Here is a 17,777-nt window from a genome sequence, read left to right on the forward strand (position 1 = left end):
GTGTGGGCGATTGCCCGGAGAGTCGAACCACGGGATGCCGGTGAGGCTATCCACGACACAGTGAACATGATCGTGGCGGATATGTCAAACGTTTGACAGATCGGCATTGAGTGTTTTAGCCTCTGTCGCGAGAGAAGATCCACGCCTTCCGCCCCCCAGAAAGCTGACAGACGTGACCACCACCCACATCCCCGGCCGGTTCCGCCGACGCCTGCGCGTCGCGGGGTTCACGACCGCTGCGGCACTCGCCGCGACGCTCATCGCCGCCGCCCCCGCGACGGCGGCCGATGAACCCGACGCCGTTCCCGGTTTCCCGGCTCCGACGGAGCACTCGCAGCGGGCTTACGATCCCACGGACGACTTCACCGCGAAGTGGACCCGAGCGGACGCCCGCCAGATCGCGGCGATGAGCGATCCCGCCGCGCCTTCCCGGGCGAACTCGATGCCCGAGGGATACACCATGCCGACGGTGCCTCAGGACTTCCCCGACATGAGTGACGAGCAGGTTTGGGTTTGGGACAGCTGGACCCTGACCGACGAGACCGCCGCCCAGCCGAGCTTCAAGGGCTGGGAGGTCGTCTTCTCGCTCGTGGCCGACCGCACCCTCGGATTCGACGACCGGCACACCTACGCGCGCCTCGGTTACTTCTACCGCAAGGCGAATGTCGCCGAGCGCCCGGAGAACGGCGGTTGGACCTACGGCGGACTCGTCTTCCCCGACGGGGCATCCGGCGCCATCTTCGAGGACCAGTCCTTCAGCCACCAGACCGAATGGTCGGGCTCGACGCGCATCTTCGACGGCAACAAGCTGCGGATCTTCTACACCGCTGTCGCGTTCTACCGGAACGAGGACGGCACCAACCGCAAGCCCTACGACCCGCGCATCGTGCAGAGCGAGGGGCGCATCTTCGCCGACGAGAACGGCGTGTGGCTGACCGGGTTCCGCGACCAGCACGACATGCTGCAGGCCGACGGCACCTACTACCAGACCGGCGCCCAGAACGAGTTCTTCAACTTCCGTGACCCGTTCACGTTCGAGGACCCCGCCCACCCCGGCAAGACCTACATGGTCTTCGAGGGCAACACAGCCGCACCCCGCGGCGAGCGCATCTGCACCGAAGAGGACATGGGCTACCGCCCCGGCGACCCCTACACCGAGACCGCCGATGAAGTGATGGACCGCGGCGCGCACTATCAGCTCGCCAACGTGGGTCTCGCGGTGGCCGACAACGCCGCGCTCACCGAGTGGACGTTTCTCCCGCCGATCCTCTCCGCGAACTGCGTGAACGACCAAACCGAGCGTCCCCAGATCTACATCAAGGACGGCAAGTACTACCTGTTCACCATCACGCATCGCGGAACCTACGCGGCGGGTATCGACGGCCCCGAGGGTGTCTACGGCTTCGTCGGCGACGGCATCCGCAGTGACTTCGAGCCCGTCAACCGGGGTTCGGGGCTGGCCCTCGGAAGTCCGGCGAACCTGAACTTCGCGGCCGGTACCCCGTTCGCTCCGGATTACAACCAGCACCCGGGCCAGTTCCAGGCATACTCGCACTACGTCATGCCCGGTGGGCTCGTGCAGTCCTTCATCGACACGATCGGCACGAGCGCCGACTTCGTCCGCGGAGGCACCCTCGCCCCCACGGTGAAGGTCGACATCGACGGCGCGAACGTGACGGTGGACCGCACCTACGGCACGAATGGTCTCGGCCAGTGGGCGGACATCCCCTCGGGGTACGCGCACGACGTCACCTCCACGCCGGACGTGCGACCGGTGCGCTGAGTCACGTCGCCCGGCCCGCAGCGACGGCCCCTGCGCCACGATCGAATGGTCGCGGCGCAGGGGCCATCGGCATCGCGGTGCCGTCCGTCCCCTCGCCGGCCCGTGCCAGTGGGTAACCTGGCGGGGGCGAGGGGGTGTCATCGACGCGATGGCGGAAGGTTCGGACGCCGCGGCGAACATCGCTGCGGCGCTCGGCGGCGCCGCGAACGTCGTCTCGCTCACCCACTGCGCGACGCGGCTGCGGGTGACGGTCGTGGATGCCGAGCGCGTCGACATCGCGTCATTGACGGACGCGGGCGACGTGATCGGCGTGGCCGCGATGCGGGAGCAGATCCAGATCGTGATCGGCCCCCACGAGGTCGCCCGGGTGCACGCGGAGCTCGAGCGCGCGCTGCGCGACGGTTCGACCACGCAAGGGCCCGCGCCGTTGGCCGAGTCGGACGCCGTCGCGCGGAGCGACCTCGGGTCGGCGGCACCGCCGACGTCACGACGGCCCGTGCTCAGCCCGCTCTACACACTCATGGATATTGTCGCGCCGCTGCTTCCTGCGTTCGTCGCCGCGGGACTTCTGCTGGCGCTTCACAACATCCTGAGTGCACCCGGGGTGTTCGGTCCGACGTCCGTCGCCGAAACCTATCCCTGGCTCGAGGGTATCTCCGCGCTCATCGGCATCCTCGGCGTCGGTGTGTTCACGCTGCTGCCCGTCCTCGTCGGCCACTCCGCGGCGACGCGGTTCGGGGGTAACGGGTATCTCGGTGCGGCGATGGGCGCCGCCCTGGTCGCTGCACCCTTCGTCGTGGACGCGGGGGTGTTCCCCTCTCTCCACGTCGACGGCGGCGGGAGCTGGGCGATCGCAGGGGTCGACGTGCTCGGCATCGATTACCGCGGCACCGTCATCCCGATGATCGTGATCGCTTACCTGATGACACTCGTCGAGCGGGGGCTTCGCGCGGTGCTCCGCGGATCCGCGCGATTCCTCGTCGTCCCGATGGTCACGCTCCTGCTGAGCGGCGTCCTCGCCTTCCTGGTCGTGGGCCCGGTTCTGCGCTTCGTCGGCGACGGCTTCGCGCAGCTGATCGCCGCCGTGTACGACGCGTCGGGTCCGATCGGCGGAGCGGTGTTCGGGGCCTTGTACCCTCTCCTCGTCCTCACCGGCACGCACCAGAGCCTCGTGTCTCTGGAACTCGGCCTCCTGACCTCCGGCGGCTCTTTCATCTTCCCCGCCGCAGGTGCGGCCAATCTCGCGCAGGCCGGTGCGAGCGCCGCCGTCGCGGTCCTCGCCCGCCGCCGCACGCGGCTGCGCGCACTCGCCGTGGGCGCCGCGGTGCCGGCGTGCGTCGGGATCGCGGAGCCCGCGATCTTCGGCATCAACCTGCGACTGCGCTTCCCCTTCATTGCCGCGGTGATCGCCTCCGCGTTGGGCGGGGCGGTGCTCGCTACCTTCGATGTCGAGGCGGTGACCCTCGGCGCGGCGGGCGTCGTCGGCGTCGCCTCCATTGCGGCCGGTTCGGGGCTCGCCTATCTCGCGGCGATCGCTGCGAGCGGGGTGATCGCATTCCTCATCACGCTCGTCTGGGGTCGACGAGGTCGGGCGCGCGCTCTCGTCGATGACGCGGCCTTCACCGCCTTCGCGGACGGCGCACGCCCAGGCGGCCTCGGTACTCTGGAATCATGACCGAGCCCACCCCCGTACGCACGACGAAGCCCCGCCAGGTGCGCCCGCGCACGGAGGGCTGGACGCAGAGGGTGGATGCCGAGGGCAAACCTCTCCTGCAGTTCGCGGCACCCAAGAAAGGCATGCCGCCGACGCACCTCGCCGACCTCACTCCGGCTCAGCGCGTCGAGAAGGTGAAGGAGGCGGGGCTCCCCGCCTTCCGCGCGAAGCAGCTCGAGAAGCACTACTTCCAGCACTACACGGCCGACCCGGCGCACATGACCGACTTGCCGGCATCCGGCCGCGACGAGTTCGTCGCAGGCCTTCTGCCGCACCTGCTCACCGAGGTGCGGCGCTTGCAGACCGACCGCGGCGACACCATCAAGTTCCTCTGGAAGCTGCACGACGGCGCTCTCGTCGAGTCGGTGCTCATGCGTTACCCGGGCCGCATCACGCTGTGCGTGTCGAGTCAGGCCGGCTGCGGCATGAACTGCCCGTTCTGCGCGACGGGTCAAGCGGGGCTCACCCGCAACATGTCGGCGGGCGAGATCATCGACCAGGTCGTGCGCGCGAACGCCGCGATCCGCGCGGGCGAGCTGGGGCCCGCCGAGCACCCCGACGAGCGGGTCACCAACATCGTGTTCATGGGCATGGGCGAGCCTCTCGCCAACTACACCCGCGTGATCCAGGCCGTGAAGACGATGGTCGACAAGGACCACGGTCTCGGGATGAGCGCGCGCGGGGTCACCGTCTCGACCGTGGGACTCGTCCCGGCGATCGACAAGCTGGCGGCCGAGGACATTCCGGTGACCTTCGCCCTCTCCCTCCACGCACCCGATGACCTCCTGCGAGACGAGATGATCCCGATCAACTCGCGCTGGAAGGTCGACGAGGCGCTGGATGCCGCGCACCGCTACTTCGAGAAGACGGGGCGCCGCGTCTCGATCGAGTACGCCCTCATCAAGGACATGAACGATCACGCGTGGCGCGCCGATCTGCTCGCCCAGAAGCTCAACGCGCGCGGCCATGGCTGGGTGCACGTCAACCCCATCCCGCTGAACCCGACTCCGGGCTCGGTGTGGACGGCATCGGAGAAGGACGTGCAGCGCGAGTTCGTGCGCAGGCTCAACGAAGCCGGCATCCCGACGACCCTCCGAGACACCCGCGGCAAGGAGATCGACGGTGCCTGCGGACAGCTCGTCGCCACCGAGGAGGACCGCGCCGTCGCGGCCGCCGTCCTCGTCGAGTGATGCCTCACGCGGCACTCCGCGCGCGAGATCCTTCCGCGACCCCTCGTTTCGACCCGGTCCATCTTCTAGCGTAGGAGCATGCTGCGCGACGACGACCGGTCGGAGAACCTGTACACCGCCCCCATCACCCTGCCCGGTTCGGCTCAACCGGCGGATGGCGACGATGCGCCCGACATCGATGCGCCCGAGATCAGCTACGACGAGCAGCGCTACCCCGCCCGGCCGCGCCGTCTGCGACCGCGGGATCAGTTCCGCCGCGGCAGCGTACGTCGCAACACGACGGATCCGCGCACCGCGAACGGCACGAACCCCTCGTACATCGAATGGCTCGTGCGCCGCTCGATGCTCAAGGATGCCGATGTGCTCGCGCGCCAGCTTTCCGGGCAGCCGTCGATGTGGCGGAACCCCTATGCCCGACCGGATGCCCGTCGCGCCATCGCGACCTCCGATGTCTGGTTCACGGCCTACCCGATCTCACTGATCACCCGTCCCGGGCAGTCCTTCCTCGCTGCGCTCGGAGACGATGCTCTGTGGTCGGCGTTCGAGAGGATCGGGATCACAGCCATTCACACCGGTCCGGTCAAGAGCGCGGGCGGCATCGTCGGGTGGAGTGAGACGCCGAGCGTCGACGGCCACTTCGACCGCATCAGCACGGCGATCGATCCGGCGTTCGGCACCGAAGACGAGTTCCGCACGCTCTGCGACGTCGCCGACGCGCACGGCGGCAGCGTGATCGACGACATCGTGCCCGGACACACGGGCAAGGGCGCCGACTTCCGGCTGGCCGAGATGGGGTACAAGGACTATCCGGGCATCTACCACATGGTCGAGATCCCGCCCGAGGACTGGGCGCTCCTCCCGGAGGTGCCCGAAGGCGAAGACAACGTGAATCTCGATCCGGCTGCTGAACATGAGCTCTCTGAACGCGGATACATCATCGGAGCGCTGCAGCGGGTCATCTTCTACACCCCGGGCGTGAAGGAGACGAACTGGAGCGCGACAGCACCCGTGACGGGTCCCGATGGGGTCTCGCGGCGCTGGGTCTACCTGCACTACTTCAAGCAGGGTCAACCGTCGATCAACTGGCTCGACCCGACGTTCGCGGGTATGCGGCTGGTCATCGGCGACGCCCTGCACTCGCTCGGCGAGCTGGGCGCCGGCGCGCTGCGCCTCGACGCGAACGGATTCCTCGGGGTGGAGAAGAGCGCGGAGGGCCTTCCGGCGTGGTCCGAGGGTCACCCGCTCTCGCACGCGGCGAACCACATCATCGCGGGCATGGTCCGCAAGGTCGGCGGATTCACTTTCCAAGAGCTCAACCTCACGATCGAGGACATCCGCGACACCGGCGCCGTCGGCGCCGACCTCTCCTACGACTTCATCGGCAGGCCCGGCTACCACCACGCGCTGGCCACCGGTCAGACGGAGTTCCTGCGCCTCGCGCTGACCTCGTCGCTGGAACTCGGAGTGCAGCCCGTGCAGCTCGTGCACGGACTGCAGAACCACGACGAGCTCACCTACGAACTCGTGCACTGGGCCACCCGTCACGGCGACGACATCTACCGCTTCCGCGGGCGCGAGATCACCGGTGGCGAACTCGCCGAAGAAGTGCGCGCCGACCTCACCGAGCGTCTCACCGGGGCCGCCGACTTCAACCGGGTGTTCACGCAGAACGGCATCGCCTGCACGACCGCGTCGCTCATCGCAGCGACGCGGGGCGTGAGTCGCCTCGACGAGGTGACGGACGCCGACGTGCCGACCATCCGCGAGGCGCATCTGCTGCTGTGCGCCTACAACGCTTGGCAGCCCGGTGTGTTCGCTTTGTCGGGATGGGATCTCGTCGGCATGCTCACGGTGCCCGCCGAAGAGATCGCCGACCTGCTCCGTGCGGGCGACACGCGCTGGATCGAGCGCGGTGCGCACGATCTGCTGGGGGTCGATCCCGAGGCGACCCGTTCGGCGGCCGGGATGCCGCGCGGCCGGGCGCTCTACGGCCCGCTGCCGGAGCAGTTGCGCGATCCGGGATCGTTCGCGTCTCGGCTGTCGCGCATTCTCGAGCTGCGGCGACGGCACGGCATCGCCACGGCCACGCAGGTCGACATCCCCGAGGTCGCGCATCCCGGCATGCTCGTCCTCGTTCACCGCCTCGACGACGGCGACCCGCGCGGCGAAGCGCCGATGCAGGTCACCGTGCTGAATTTCGGAGCGGAGCCCACGGAGGGCACCGTGCGATCCGAGCAGCTGATCCCGCACAGCGTGGTCGTCGATGCCGAGACGGAAGAGGAGACCGGCCGGGTCGACGACCTGCAGAGCTTCAGCGTCTCACTGCCTCCGTACGGGGCGCGGTTCTTCCTGCTGTCGGCTCCGCCCGCCGACTGACCCGCTTCAGGCGAGCTCGGTGTCGATCCCGGAGAGGGGCACCGGCAGCCAGGCCGGGCGGTTGCGCGCCTCGTAGATCGACTCGTAGACAGCCTTGTCGAGCACGAGAGCACGCAGCAGCACGGGGTCGAGCGCCGCCGACGAGCCCATCGCGTAGCCGTCGAGGAACGCCGAACGGCACGCCGCGGCCCATGCTGCGGGCTGAGGGCCCTCACCCACGGCCGCCGCGTAATCGAAAGAGCGCAGCATGCCGGCGACGTCCCGCGGCGGAAGATCGGGTGCCGTCCGCTCCGCCATCGGGCGCAAGGGCTCGCCTTCGAAGTCGACCAGTCGCCATCCGCCGTCCGGCACCGACAGCACCTGGCCGAGGTGCAGGTCACCGTGGATGCGCTGCAGGTCCGGCCACGGCCGCCCGCGGGCCTCGGAATAGGCATCGGTGATGGCGTCGGCCCGCTCCGCGACGGCGGGCACCTCGGCGCAGGCGATGCGCAGGCGCCGTCTCCAGGCGCCGGAGATGGCATCGACATCGGCATCCGTGGTCGACACGGTGGGCAGCGCCTCCGCGAGGGCAACGTGTACGCCCGCGACGGCGATGCCGAGATCACGCGCGGATTCCGTGAAGTCCTCCGCGACGCGGGCGGCGCCCAGGGCTGCTTCCCATCCGTCGCGCGCTCCGGCGAGGAACTCCTGCGCGAATGCCACCGTGCCGCGCGACGTTCCCGTCGGGCGGCCGACGTCCGGCCAGTCCGCGTCGAGGCTGCCGTAGAAGCGCGCCACGAAAGGCGACCCCCATTCGCTCAGCACCCGTTGCACGGTGACGTCGGGGTTCTCGCCGTGGTGCAGCGTGCGGAACAGCTTCACGATGATCTCCGGACGACCGGAGACGTCGTACACGATCGACGTGTTCGACTGCTCTCCGGACAGGACTCGCGAACCGGTCACCCCGCCCGCGTCGATGCCCATCTCGGTCAGGATGCCGAGGGTGAAGTCGCTCTCGCGCGCCGCATCGACGAGAAGCGCGTCGTCCTGCTCGGCGATGCGGGCGTCTTCCGGCACGCTCCCGCCGGCCGGGTCGCGCGCGCTGATCGGCACCTGGTACAGGGTCGGGCGCTCTCCGGCGTCGTCCATCACGAGGAAGCGGGTCGCACCGGGCACCGGCTGCTGATCGATCAGCCGGAAGCGGGGTTCATGGCTCTTCCCCGCATACCAGCGTTGACGCGCCGCCCAGGCGCCGAGCTCGTCTGTCCATCGCACCCTTCCACCTTTACCAACGTCCGCGGCGGGACGGAAGGGGCATCGCCGCACCCTCTCGTGCGCGAGTAGCGTGGAGACATGGTCAACTATCGGTACCTCGGCAACAGCGGGTTCAAGATCTCGGAGATCACTTACGGCAACTGGGTGACGCACGCCTCGCAGGTCGGTGACGACGCCGCGATCGCGACGGTGCACAAGGCGCTCGACCTCGGCATCACGACGTTCGACACCGCCGATGCCTACGCGAACACCGCGGCGGAGGTCGTACTCGCGAAGGCTCTCAAGGGCCAGGAGCGCGCGAACCTCGAGATCTTCACGAAGGTCTACTGGCCGATCGGCAAGAAGGGCCCGAACGATACGGGCCTGTCGCGCAAGCACATCATGGACGGCATCCACGGCTCGCTGAAGCGCCTCGAGCTCGACTACGTCGACCTGTATCAGGCGCACCGCTACGACTACGAGACGCCTCTCGAGGAGACGATGCAGGCGTTCGCCGACATCGTGCGTCAGGGCAAGGCGCTCTACATCGGCGTCAGCGAGTGGACGGCCGAGCAGTTGCGCGAAGGGCATGCGCTCGCCCAGCAGCTCGGGTTCCAGCTGGTGTCGAACCAGCCGCAGTACTCCGCGCTGTGGCGCGTCATCGAAGACAAGGTGATCCCGACCTCGGAAGAGCTCGGAATGTCGCAGATCGTCTGGTCTCCGCTCGCGCAGGGGGTGCTCACCGGCAAGTACCTGCCCGGCCAGCCCGTGCCGGAAGGGTCGCGGGCGACCGACGAGAAGAGCGGCGCGAACTTCATCAAGCGCTTCTTGAACGACGACGTGCTCACGGCCGTGCAGAAGCTGGGGCCCATCGCCGCCGACGCGGGCATCACGGTGCCGCAGCTCTCGCTCGCGTGGGTGCTGCACAACCCCAACATCGCCGCGGCGCTCGTGGGCGCGTCGCGCCCCGAGCAGCTGGAGGACACCGTCAAGGCATCCGACATCACACTCGACGACGCCACTTACCAGGCGGTCAACGATGCGCTGAGCGGCGTCGCGGTGACCGACGGCGCCGAGACGTACACGGTCTCGCCGAAGAGCCGTCCGGCCTGATCCGCCGATGGCGGTCACGAGCGCCGGCATCCTGCTGTACCGGATCGACCCGGACGGCGGGGTGTCGGCGCTCGTCGCGCATATGGGCGGCCCGTTCTGGGCGACGAAAGACGAGGGCGCCTGGTCCATTCCGAAGGGGGAGTACGACCAGGACAACGAGGCTGCGCTGGATGCCGCGAAACGCGAGTTCCGCGAGGAGCTCGGCATCGATCCTCCCGCCGGCGGCTACGCCGAGCTCGGCACGTTCTCCTACTCGTCCGGCAAGCGTGTGACCGTGTTCGTCGCCGACGGGTCGGGTTTCGCGGCGACCGACGCCGACTTCGTCTTCGGCGAGTTCGAACTGGAATGGCCGCCGCGCTCGGGCCGCCGCCAGTCGTTCCCCGAGGTCGACCGCGTCGAATGGATGCCTCTCGCCCAGGTGCGGACGCGCCTGGTGGCGGGCCAACGCGCCGCCCTCGACAAGCTGGAACAGCTGATCGCGGCGTCCTGATCCTCTTGCGAGCACTCGGAGCGGAGCGTCCGGAGGCGCGGTCAGCGGGTCAGCGCTTCTTCGCGGGCGCCGCCGACACGTCGAGCACCGCGTGCAGCCCGCCGAGGCTCGACCATGCGCTCGCCGTACCCTTCGCGGCGTGCTCGGCACCGCGCACGGCGCGCTCGTCTGCCCACTCGTTCAGGACGTGGCCGCGGTGGCCGCGGACATGTTCGAGTACCACATCCGGCAACCCCGCCTGCCGCCGCGCGTCGCGCGCGGCGATGAGCTGCTCGAGCAGATCGCGGTTCTTCGTCGGAGCGCCGGTCGATGTCTTCCACCCACGTCGGCGGTGGGCATCCATCCATGAGGAGTACGTGTCGATGGCGTACTTCGAATCGGCCTGCACAACGAGGTGCGCAGTGCCGGCATGATCCTCGATCGCCTTCAGCAGTCCCATCAGCTCGCCGATGTTGTTGGTGCCGACGGGGATCGCGCCCGCCGCCCACTGGCCGTCCTCGCCGACCCACGCCCACCCGGTCGGCCCGGGGTTCCCCTTGCAAGCGCCGTCGGTGGCCACGGTGTAGGTGTCGGGGGTCTCGCTCACCCCTCGACGGTAGTCGATGCGCGCAGTGCCGGCGTCTCGCTCATCCCGCCGGCGCGAGCTCACGCCGCTGCATCACACCGAGGGATGCCGCGACGGACGCCACGAGCACGATGCCGATCCACCACAGTCCGCCGGCGTCCACGCCGTCGGCTGTCGGGGTCGGCGCTGCCGCGAACGGCGATGCCTCGGTCGCTGCCTCGGCCAGGCCGAAGAGCGGGCCGAACAACCCGATCATCGCGGCGACGACGACGAGCAGCCAGCTCGCGGCGATCGTCAGACGGGGCGCGAGGACGAACACGAGCGCGGTGATCCCGACGAACACCCACGCCGCCGGCAGTTGGCCGAGGGCGGCGATCGCCGCGTCGCGGACGAGAGTGTCGGTGTCGTCGGTCATGAGTGCGCCGACCGCGGCGCCCGCGATGCCGGCGATCAGGACGAGCGCTGCGGCCGCCGCCGCAGCGACGAGGTAGTCGGTCAGCCAGCGCACACGCGAGATCGAGGTCGCGAGCACGCTCTCCGCGGTACCGCGCGCCTCGTCCTGACGCGCGCGGACGGCGGTCTGCACCCCGGCGCACGCGGCGAGGATGCCGAGCATGACGAAGAATACGACGACGATGCCCCGCTCGAGGTCGCCACCACCGGCGAGCTTGTCGAGCACGTCGGCGACGGCGGGGTTCTGTCCCCCGATCTGGTTCGCGACGGCGCCGAGCGACGTGGCGAGCGCTCCGGCGAGCAGTCCGGCGACGACCCAGCCGACGAGCGATGTGCTCGACTGGCGTGCGACCAGTGCGAAGTTCGAGCCGAATTCGGCGCGTGCCCGCGCCCGCCCGGTGGGTTCGGCGACGAACGATGCACCGATGTCGCGCCGCGACTGGAGCACGGCGGCGGCGATGAGGGACGCCGCCGCTGCGACGGCGAGGAGCGCGAGCGGGCCTGCCGCGTCGGCGTCGAAAGCGCGCACGTTCTCCGCCCAGCCGAACGGCGACAGCCAGGTCGGCCACGAGCTCTGCATGCGGGTGAGATCGCTGTTCGGGGTGCCCAGCGCGTTGCCGATGCCCGCGAGGACGAACGTGACCACGAGGATCCACACTGCGACCGCGTTGGCGCCGCGCGCCGTCGGCATGAGTTGCGCGGCAACGAGTCCGACCCCCAGGAAGACGATGCCGACGAACGCGCACGAGGCGCCGACGAGTGCAGACCCGACCACGGCCGCGCTGTTCGCGACGAACGCGGCGGCGACGAGAGCGCCGAGGGCGATGTTCGCGCCCGCCCCATGGAGCACGGTCGCGAGCAACGGCATCCGTCGTCCCGCCGGTGTCGCCGAAAGGAGCTCGAGGCGGCCGTCGTCCTCGTCGCCGCGGGTGTGCCGCACCGCGAGGAAGGAGCTCATGAGCGCGGCGAGCAGCAGCAGCCACGGCAGGAGCAGGAACACGACCATCTGCGATTCGCTCGCACCTGAGGGCAGGCCCCGGAAGAGCAGGATGACGGGGTTCGCCATCACCGTCGCGAGCAGCGCGACGCGCTCCTGCTCGCCGCCGTACGACGTGACGACGCCCGCGAAGCCGGATGCCGCGAGCGCCGCGGTACCGCCGATCCAGAGGATGAGCTCCAGCGCATCACGCCGCAGACGCTGGCGCCACAGGTCCCGGACGATGCTCATCGCTCGATGCGATCGCCGGCGGGGTTGCCATAGTGCCGCAGGAACAGCTCCTCGAGCGAGGGGGGCGCGATCCGCAGGCCCTCCACACTGAGCGCGCCGAGACGAGACAGAGATGCCGCGACCGCGTCGCTCGGGAGAGTGAAGCTGATGCGCCCGGCATCCTCGACGACATCGGCAGCGCCCGGGAGCGTTTCCGCGGCGGGGACGGTCGCCGTCGGTGTCGCGACGAAGGACACCTCGGTGCGGGTGAGGTGGCGCATGTCGGCGAGGGTCCCCGACTCGACGATCCGCCCGGCGCGGATGATCGAGACGCGATCGCACAGCAACTCGACTTCGGAAAGGATGTGGCTCGACAGCAGAACCGTCGCGCCGGCGGCGCGCACCCGCTCGATCTCAGCGCGGAAGACGACCTCCATGAGCGGGTCGAGCCCGCTGGTCGGCTCGTCGAGGATGTAGAGGTCGGCGGGGACGGCGAACGCGGCAATGAGTGCGACCTTCTGGCGATTGCCCTTCGAGTACGCCCGGCCCTTCTTGCGGGGGTCGAACTGGAACGCGTCGTTCAAGCGCCGCACGGAGGCCGCGTAGTCCGCACCGCGGCCTCCGCCGCGCAGGCGGCTGAGCAGGTCGATCGCCTCCCCGCCGGAGATGTTCGGCCAGAGGCTGACGTCACCCGGTACGTAGGCGAGACGGCGGTGCAGCTCGGGTGCGACGCGCCAGGGATCCGCATCGAAGACTCGCGCTTTTCCGCTCGTCGCACGGGCGAGTCCCAGGAGGATGCGGATCGTCGTCGATTTCCCCGCGCCGTTCGGACCGAGGAAGCCGTGCACCTGCCCGCTCTCGACGCTGAGATCCAGTCCGTCGAGCGCGTGGACCCGGCCGTAGAGCTTGCGCAGCGCACTCGTGCGGATGACGCTCGTCATGCCGCCGACGATACGCCGCCGCGGCGCCGATCGGGGCGTTCTCAGATCCTTTCGATGAGGGTGGCGTTGGCCATGCCCGCGCCTTCGCACATCGTCTGGAGGCCGTACCGCCCACCGGTCGCCTCGAGTTCATTCACGAGCGTCGCGAGCAGCCGCGTCCCCGACGATCCCAGCGCGTGCCCGAGGGCGATCGCGCCGCCGCGGGGATTGAGCTTCGCGGGGTCGGCGCCGGTCTCGGCGAGCCAGGCCAGCGGGACGGGGGCGAACGCTTCGTTCACCTCGAAGGCGTCGATGTCGCGCACGCTCAGTCCCGTGCGGGCGAGGACCCTCTCCGTCGCCGGGATGGGTCCCGTGAGCATGTACAGCGGGTCGTCGCCGACGACCGAGAAAGAGGTGAAGCGGGCGCGCGGCTTCAGGCCCAGCGCTTTCGCCTTCTCCGCCGACATGATGAGCGCGGCCGAGGCGCCGTCGGTGAGCGGAGACGAGTTGCCGGGCGTGATCGCCCACGCGATCTGCGGGAACCGCTGGGAGTAGGTCTCGCTGTAGAACGAGGGGTTGAGGCCCGCGAGGCCGTCGGCGGTGGTCGTCGCGCGCACGGTCTCATCGACCGTGTGCGCGCGTGTGCCGCCGGCCGCATCCAGCACGGGGATCGGGACGATCTCATCGGCGAACAGCCCGTCGCGCTCAGCGGCCGACGCCCGCGCGTGCGACTGGGCGGAGAAGTCGTCGAGCTGGGCGCGCGAGAAGCCCCACTTCGCCGCGATGAGCTCGGCCGAGATGCCCTGGTTCACGAGGCCGTCGGGGTAGCGGGCGTGGAGCTTCGGGCCCGAGAAGTCGTGCCCGAGGGTCGGGGTCCCCATCGGCACGCGGCTCATCGACTCGACGCCGCACGCGATGACGACGTCCTGGAAACCGGAGATGATCGCCTGCGCGGCGAAGGTGGCGGCCTGCTGACTCGACCCGCACTGCCGGTCGATCGTCGTCGCCGGGACGTGTTCGGGAAAACCCGCCGCGAGCACCGCCTGCCGCGTGATGTTGGTGGACTGCTCTCCCACCTGTCCGACGCACCCGCCGATGACGTCGTCGACGAGGGCGGGGTCGATTCCGGTGCGCGCGACGAGGGCTTCGAGGACGATGGCGAGCAGATCGACCGGATGCGTTCCCGACAGGGCGCCGCCGGGCTTGCCCTTTCCGGAGGCGGTACGGACGACGTCGACGATGACGGCTTCGTTCATCTCCTCAGGATGCCGCACCGAACGCTACGTGTGGGCGCGTCCGGAGACGGCGATGCGATCTGGCGTGAAAAGCGACGCGATCAGGCGTGAAAGGAAGAGGGGATGCCGAGGCCCCAGCCCCCGGCATCCCCGGCTCTTCGCGATGATGACGCCGCGTGACTCAGATCTGCGAGCGCGGCCCCGGTTCGATGATCTTGTTGAAGCCCGTGACCGGTTGGTTCTCGTCGAAGGAGGCGATCGGCCTGCGGAACCCGCGCGTGAGGAAGAGCAGGTAAACGAGGCCCAGGCCCGTCCAGATGAGGCCGACAGTGAGGGCGTGGTCGTCGAGGTTCACCCACAGCAGACCTGTCAGCAGCATGCCGATCGCGGGCATCACGATGTAGGTGAAGACGTCCTTCGGCGTCTTGCGGCGCCCGCCCCGCACCGCGAAGTACGCGATCACCGAGATGTTGACGAACGTGAACGCGATGAGCGCGCCGTAGTTGATGTAGTCGACGATCTGGTCGAGGGTGAAGGCGATCGCCGCAAGGCACACGATTCCGGTGAGGATCACGGTGAACACCGGGGTGTGCGTGCGCGGGCTGACGTAGCCGAAGAACCTCTTGGGGAGCACGCCGTTGCGGCCCATGACGAGCAGCATGCGTGCGACGGAGGCGTGCGAGGCGAGCCAGGATGCCAGCGTCGCGGCGAACCCGGCTGCGGTCAGGACAGCCTGCAGCCACAGTCCGCCGACCTGCGAGCCGATCTCGGGGAGCGTCGAGTCGGCGATCGCCTCGGGCGGGAACGCGGAATGGTCGGGGAAGCGCAGCTGCGTGAAGTAGGCGGCCACGAGGAAGATCGCCCCGCCGACGAGCACCGTGAGCAGAATCGCGCGCGGCATGATCTTCGGCGTCTTGGCCTCTTCGGCGTACATCGTCACGGCGTCGAAGCCGATGAACGAGAAGCAGACGACGGTGGCGCCCGCGAGGACCGCACCGAACGACACCTCGGGGTGGATGAACGGCCGCACCGATGCGATGGTTCCCGCTCCCGCGCCCTGCAGGAGCTGCACGATGACCATCACGACGAAGACCGTCATCACGATGATCGAGAAGACCAGCAGGATCATGTTCACGTTCGAGGTGCCGCGCATGGTGATGTAGATGATGGCGGTGACTCCCGCCGTGAACACCACGACCCAGATCCAGCCGGGGACATCCGGGAAGAACGCCTCCATGTAGCTGCGCAGGATGAGGGCGTTCACGAGCGGCAGGAGCAGGTAGTCGATGAGCGAGGTCCAGCCGACGAGGAAGCCGAGGCTCGGATGCATCGATTCGCGTACGTAGGTGTACGCGGATCCGGCGCTCGGAATCGCGCCGACCATCTTGCCGTAGCTGATCGCGGTGAAGCCCATCACGATGAGGGCGACTGCATACGCGGCGGGGACGACGTTGTTCGTCTCGACGGCGACGTTGCCGAAGGTGTCGAAGATGACGGTCGGCGTCATATAGCCGAGGCCGAGGCCGACGATCGACCAGAGACCGAGCGTGCGGGCGAGATTGGGCGTGCGGCGGGCGGTTGCGGTGCCGGCGAGTGACTCGTTCGTGATGACCTCCATGGGCGACGGCGCGGTGCGCGAAGGTGTCGGGTGATCGAACACTAGGGGCGCCGCGTTTCGGATGTGTAGCGTTCGTGTCTCACCGGATGACGGCGCACGGCGATGTCCGGACGGTTCGACCGGTGAGGGCGGTCGATGCGGACGAATGGTTCGGATGCTGCGCGCGCTCGAGCCCCGGAGGGTCATCTGGGAGGCTCAGACGCCGCGGAGGCCGTCGGTGCGTTCGAAGATGAGGCTCGTGTTCGTTGCGGCGACGATCGAGTGCGTCGAGAGGTGGTCGGTGACGAAGGATCGCAGGTCGGCGCTGTCGCGGCCCCGGAAGTGGATGACGAAGTCCTCGGCGCCCGCGACGTAGAAGTACTGCGCGACGTCGGGGTGCGCCTTGAGCTCTTCCGCGAAGCGGGTGAGCTGCGCGCGGGCCCCCGGGCGGATGCGGACCGAGACGAGCGCTTCGGTGCGATAGCCGAGGGCCGCAGGGTCGACGTCCACGGTGAACCGACGGATCACCCCGCGCGCGACGAGCCGAGCGATCCGCGCGTGCACGGTGGAGGCGGCGACCCCGAGATGCTCCGCAAGGCGACTGAGCGGCTGTCGGGCATCCGCGCGCAACTCGTCGACGAGTCGGAGATCGGTGGCATCCATCGAAGAATTCATCGCTTCTTGTGCCATGAGCCGATCGTAGTTCGCTCGAGGCGGCGGGTTCCACCGATTCTGCGGAGGCCCTTGTCGCCGACACCCGCGCCTGTCATCGTTTTCGCCGCGCCGCCTCAACGGAGGCCGCGCGGAGCGGAGGAGCGCGCACATGATCATCGGTGTCCCGAAAGAGATCAAGGACAGTGAACGCCGCGTCGGCATGACCCCGACGGGCGTCGACGAGCTCGTCGCGCGCGGTCACCGCGTGCTGATCGAGTCGGGGGCAGGTGCCGGATCGGGGTTCTCGGACGAGGCCTACCGCGCCGTGGGCGCCGAGATCGTTCCGACGGCCGACGCTGTCTGGGGCGCCGCCGAACTTCTCGTGAAGGTCAAGGAGCCCATCGCTCCCGAGTACGGCTACCTGCGCCCCGACCTCACCCTCTTCACCTACCTCCACCTCGCCGCGGCGCCCGCGCTGACGCAGGCGCTGCTGGATGCCGGGACGACCGCCATCGCCTACGAGACCGTCCAGCTGCCCGACCGCTCCCTGCCGCTCCTGGCCCCCATGAGCGAGATCGCGGGGCGCCTGTCGGTGCAGGTCGGCGCGCAGCAGCTGCTCGGTCCCGCCGGCGGCCGCGGCATCCTCCTCGGCGGAGTGCCCGGCACGCCGCGCGGCCGTGTCGTCGTCATCGGCGGCGGCGTCGCGGGCACGCACGCGGCGCAGATGGCCGTCGGGCTCGGCGCGCATGTGACGATCGTCGATGTGTCGATTCCGCGCCTGCGCGTGCTCGACGAGCAGTTCGGCGGGCGAGTCGACACCCGCGTGTCGTCGCGGAGCGCGATCTCCGACCTCGTCGCCGACGCCGACCTCGTCGTCGGTTCGGTGCTCGTGCCGGGTGCCGCGGCACCCAAGCTCGTCACCCTCGACATGGTCGAGCGGATGCGTCCCGGGTCTGTGCTCGTCGACATCGCGGTCGACCAGGGCGGATGCTTCGAGGGCACGCACGCGACGACGCACTCCGACCCGACGTACCCCGTGCACGACGCGATCTACTATGCGGTCGCCAACATGCCCGGCGCCGTGCCGCTGACCTCGACACTCGCGCTCACCAACGCGACGCTGCGCTACACGATCGCCCTCGCCGATCAGGGCGTCGATGCGGCGCTCGCCGCCGACCCGTCGCTGGCCGCCGGCCTGTCGATCCGCGGGGGAGAGGTCGTCGACGCGCGCATCCTCAGCTGAGGCC

Annotated in this window: 14 protein-coding genes; 7 read left to right on the forward strand and 7 right to left on the reverse strand. The window is 69.3% G+C overall.

Annotated features, from left to right (window positions below; genetic code table 11):
* Positions 1-172: 172 nt before the first annotated feature.
* The 4 genes from WFI52_RS10290 to treS all read left to right on the forward strand — a co-directional run bounded on the left by WFI52_RS10290 (position 173) and on the right by treS (position 7,063).
* Positions 173-1,783 carry a glycoside hydrolase family 68 protein gene (locus tag WFI52_RS10290; protein WP_336626399.1) on the forward strand — a complete coding sequence of 537 codons (1,611 nt, stop codon included), beginning with the start codon at positions 173-175 and terminating at the stop codon, positions 1,781-1,783.
* A gap of 148 nt (positions 1,784-1,931) precedes the next feature.
* Positions 1,932-3,458, forward strand: coding sequence for a PTS transporter subunit EIIC (locus WFI52_RS10295; protein WP_336626398.1), 1,527 nt, complete (start codon positions 1,932-1,934; stop codon positions 3,456-3,458).
* The gene (rlmN, locus tag WFI52_RS10300) at positions 3,455-4,687 is read left to right on the forward strand and encodes a 23S rRNA (adenine(2503)-C(2))-methyltransferase RlmN (RefSeq protein ID WP_336626397.1); all 1,233 of its coding nucleotides are present in this window, start codon (positions 3,455-3,457) and stop codon (positions 4,685-4,687) included. Before WFI52_RS10295 ends, rlmN begins: the two co-directional genes overlap by 4 nt.
* A 78-nt stretch (positions 4,688-4,765) precedes the next feature.
* Positions 4,766-7,063 carry a maltose alpha-D-glucosyltransferase gene (gene treS / locus WFI52_RS10305; protein WP_336626396.1) on the forward strand — a complete coding sequence of 766 codons (2,298 nt, stop codon included), beginning with the start codon at positions 4,766-4,768 and terminating at the stop codon, positions 7,061-7,063.
* Between the two features lie 6 nt (positions 7,064-7,069).
* Here treS and WFI52_RS10310 read toward each other — a convergent pair whose 3' ends face one another.
* Positions 7,070-8,317: a maltokinase N-terminal cap-like domain-containing protein gene (locus WFI52_RS10310; protein ID WP_336626395.1), complete on the reverse strand. Its 1,248-nt coding sequence runs from the start codon at positions 8,315-8,317 to the stop codon at positions 7,070-7,072.
* A gap of 78 nt (positions 8,318-8,395) precedes the next feature.
* Here WFI52_RS10310 and WFI52_RS10315 point away from each other — a divergent pair, with 78 nt between their 5' ends.
* Entirely contained in the window at positions 8,396-9,409 is a 1,014-nt protein-coding gene (locus WFI52_RS10315) for an aldo/keto reductase family protein (RefSeq protein ID WP_336626394.1), read from the forward strand.
* A gap of 7 nt (positions 9,410-9,416) precedes the next feature.
* Complete coding sequence (locus WFI52_RS10320) at positions 9,417-9,899, forward strand: NUDIX domain-containing protein (RefSeq protein ID WP_336626393.1); 483 nt, start codon at positions 9,417-9,419, stop codon at positions 9,897-9,899.
* 49 nt (positions 9,900-9,948) lie between these two features.
* On the opposite strand, the gene WFI52_RS10325 is transcribed toward WFI52_RS10320, so the two are convergent.
* The 6 genes from WFI52_RS10325 to WFI52_RS10350 all read right to left on the reverse strand — a co-directional run bounded on the left by WFI52_RS10325 (position 9,949) and on the right by WFI52_RS10350 (position 16,566).
* Positions 9,949-10,485 carry a ribonuclease H family protein gene (locus tag WFI52_RS10325; protein ID WP_336626392.1) on the reverse strand — a complete coding sequence of 179 codons (537 nt, stop codon included), beginning with the start codon at positions 10,483-10,485 and terminating at the stop codon, positions 9,949-9,951.
* Between the two features lie 40 nt (positions 10,486-10,525).
* The gene (locus tag WFI52_RS10330; protein WP_336626391.1) at positions 10,526-12,145 is read right to left on the reverse strand and encodes an ABC transporter permease; all 1,620 of its coding nucleotides are present in this window, start codon (positions 12,143-12,145) and stop codon (positions 10,526-10,528) included.
* Positions 12,142-13,065 (reverse strand): ABC transporter ATP-binding protein, encoded by a 924-nt coding sequence (locus WFI52_RS10335; RefSeq protein ID WP_336626390.1) that lies wholly within the window; start codon positions 13,063-13,065, stop codon positions 12,142-12,144. The genes WFI52_RS10330 and WFI52_RS10335 overlap by 4 nt, the downstream gene beginning before the upstream one ends.
* A 41-nt stretch (positions 13,066-13,106) precedes the next feature.
* Positions 13,107-14,300: a thiolase family protein gene (locus WFI52_RS10340; protein ID WP_336626389.1), complete on the reverse strand. Its 1,194-nt coding sequence runs from the start codon at positions 14,298-14,300 to the stop codon at positions 13,107-13,109.
* Positions 14,301-14,460: 160 nt separating this feature from the next.
* Positions 14,461-15,897 carry an APC family permease gene (locus WFI52_RS10345; protein ID WP_336626388.1) on the reverse strand — a complete coding sequence of 479 codons (1,437 nt, stop codon included), beginning with the start codon at positions 15,895-15,897 and terminating at the stop codon, positions 14,461-14,463.
* A gap of 195 nt (positions 15,898-16,092) precedes the next feature.
* Positions 16,093-16,566, reverse strand: coding sequence for an Lrp/AsnC family transcriptional regulator (locus WFI52_RS10350; RefSeq protein WP_336626387.1), 474 nt, complete (start codon positions 16,564-16,566; stop codon positions 16,093-16,095).
* 133 nt (positions 16,567-16,699) lie between these two features.
* Between WFI52_RS10350 and ald the strand changes: the two genes are divergently transcribed.
* Positions 16,700-17,773 carry an alanine dehydrogenase gene (ald, locus tag WFI52_RS10355; RefSeq protein ID WP_336626386.1) on the forward strand — a complete coding sequence of 358 codons (1,074 nt, stop codon included), beginning with the start codon at positions 16,700-16,702 and terminating at the stop codon, positions 17,771-17,773.
* The last annotated feature ends 4 nt before the right edge of the window (positions 17,774-17,777 follow it).

This window comes from Microbacterium sp. MMO-20 (assembly GCF_037147735.1).
In the GTDB taxonomy this organism is placed as follows: domain Bacteria; phylum Actinomycetota; class Actinomycetes; order Actinomycetales; family Microbacteriaceae; genus Microbacterium.

Bases quoted from the DNA above. Each gene is read 5' to 3' on its own strand.
- WFI52_RS10345 (WP_336626388.1), bottom strand. From the start codon at position 15,897: ATGGAGGTCATCACGAACGAGTCACTCGCCGGCACCGCAACCGCCCGC.
- ald (WP_336626386.1), top strand. From the start codon at position 16,700: ATGATCATCGGTGTCCCGAAAGAGATCAAGGACAGTGAACGCCGCGTC.
- WFI52_RS10350 (WP_336626387.1), bottom strand. From the start codon at position 16,566: ATGGCACAAGAAGCGATGAATTCTTCGATGGATGCCACCGATCTCCGA.
- WFI52_RS10335 (WP_336626390.1), bottom strand. From the start codon at position 13,065: ATGACGAGCGTCATCCGCACGAGTGCGCTGCGCAAGCTCTACGGCCGG.
- WFI52_RS10320 (WP_336626393.1), top strand. From the start codon at position 9,417: ATGGCGGTCACGAGCGCCGGCATCCTGCTGTACCGGATCGACCCGGAC.
- WFI52_RS10315 (WP_336626394.1), top strand. From the start codon at position 8,396: ATGGTCAACTATCGGTACCTCGGCAACAGCGGGTTCAAGATCTCGGAG.
- treS (WP_336626396.1), top strand. From the start codon at position 4,766: ATGCTGCGCGACGACGACCGGTCGGAGAACCTGTACACCGCCCCCATC.
- WFI52_RS10340 (WP_336626389.1), bottom strand. From the start codon at position 14,300: ATGAACGAAGCCGTCATCGTCGACGTCGTCCGTACCGCCTCCGGAAAG.
- WFI52_RS10330 (WP_336626391.1), bottom strand. From the start codon at position 12,145: ATGAGCATCGTCCGGGACCTGTGGCGCCAGCGTCTGCGGCGTGATGCG.
- rlmN (WP_336626397.1), top strand. From the start codon at position 3,455: ATGACCGAGCCCACCCCCGTACGCACGACGAAGCCCCGCCAGGTGCGC.
- WFI52_RS10295 (WP_336626398.1), top strand. From the start codon at position 1,932: ATGGCGGAAGGTTCGGACGCCGCGGCGAACATCGCTGCGGCGCTCGGC.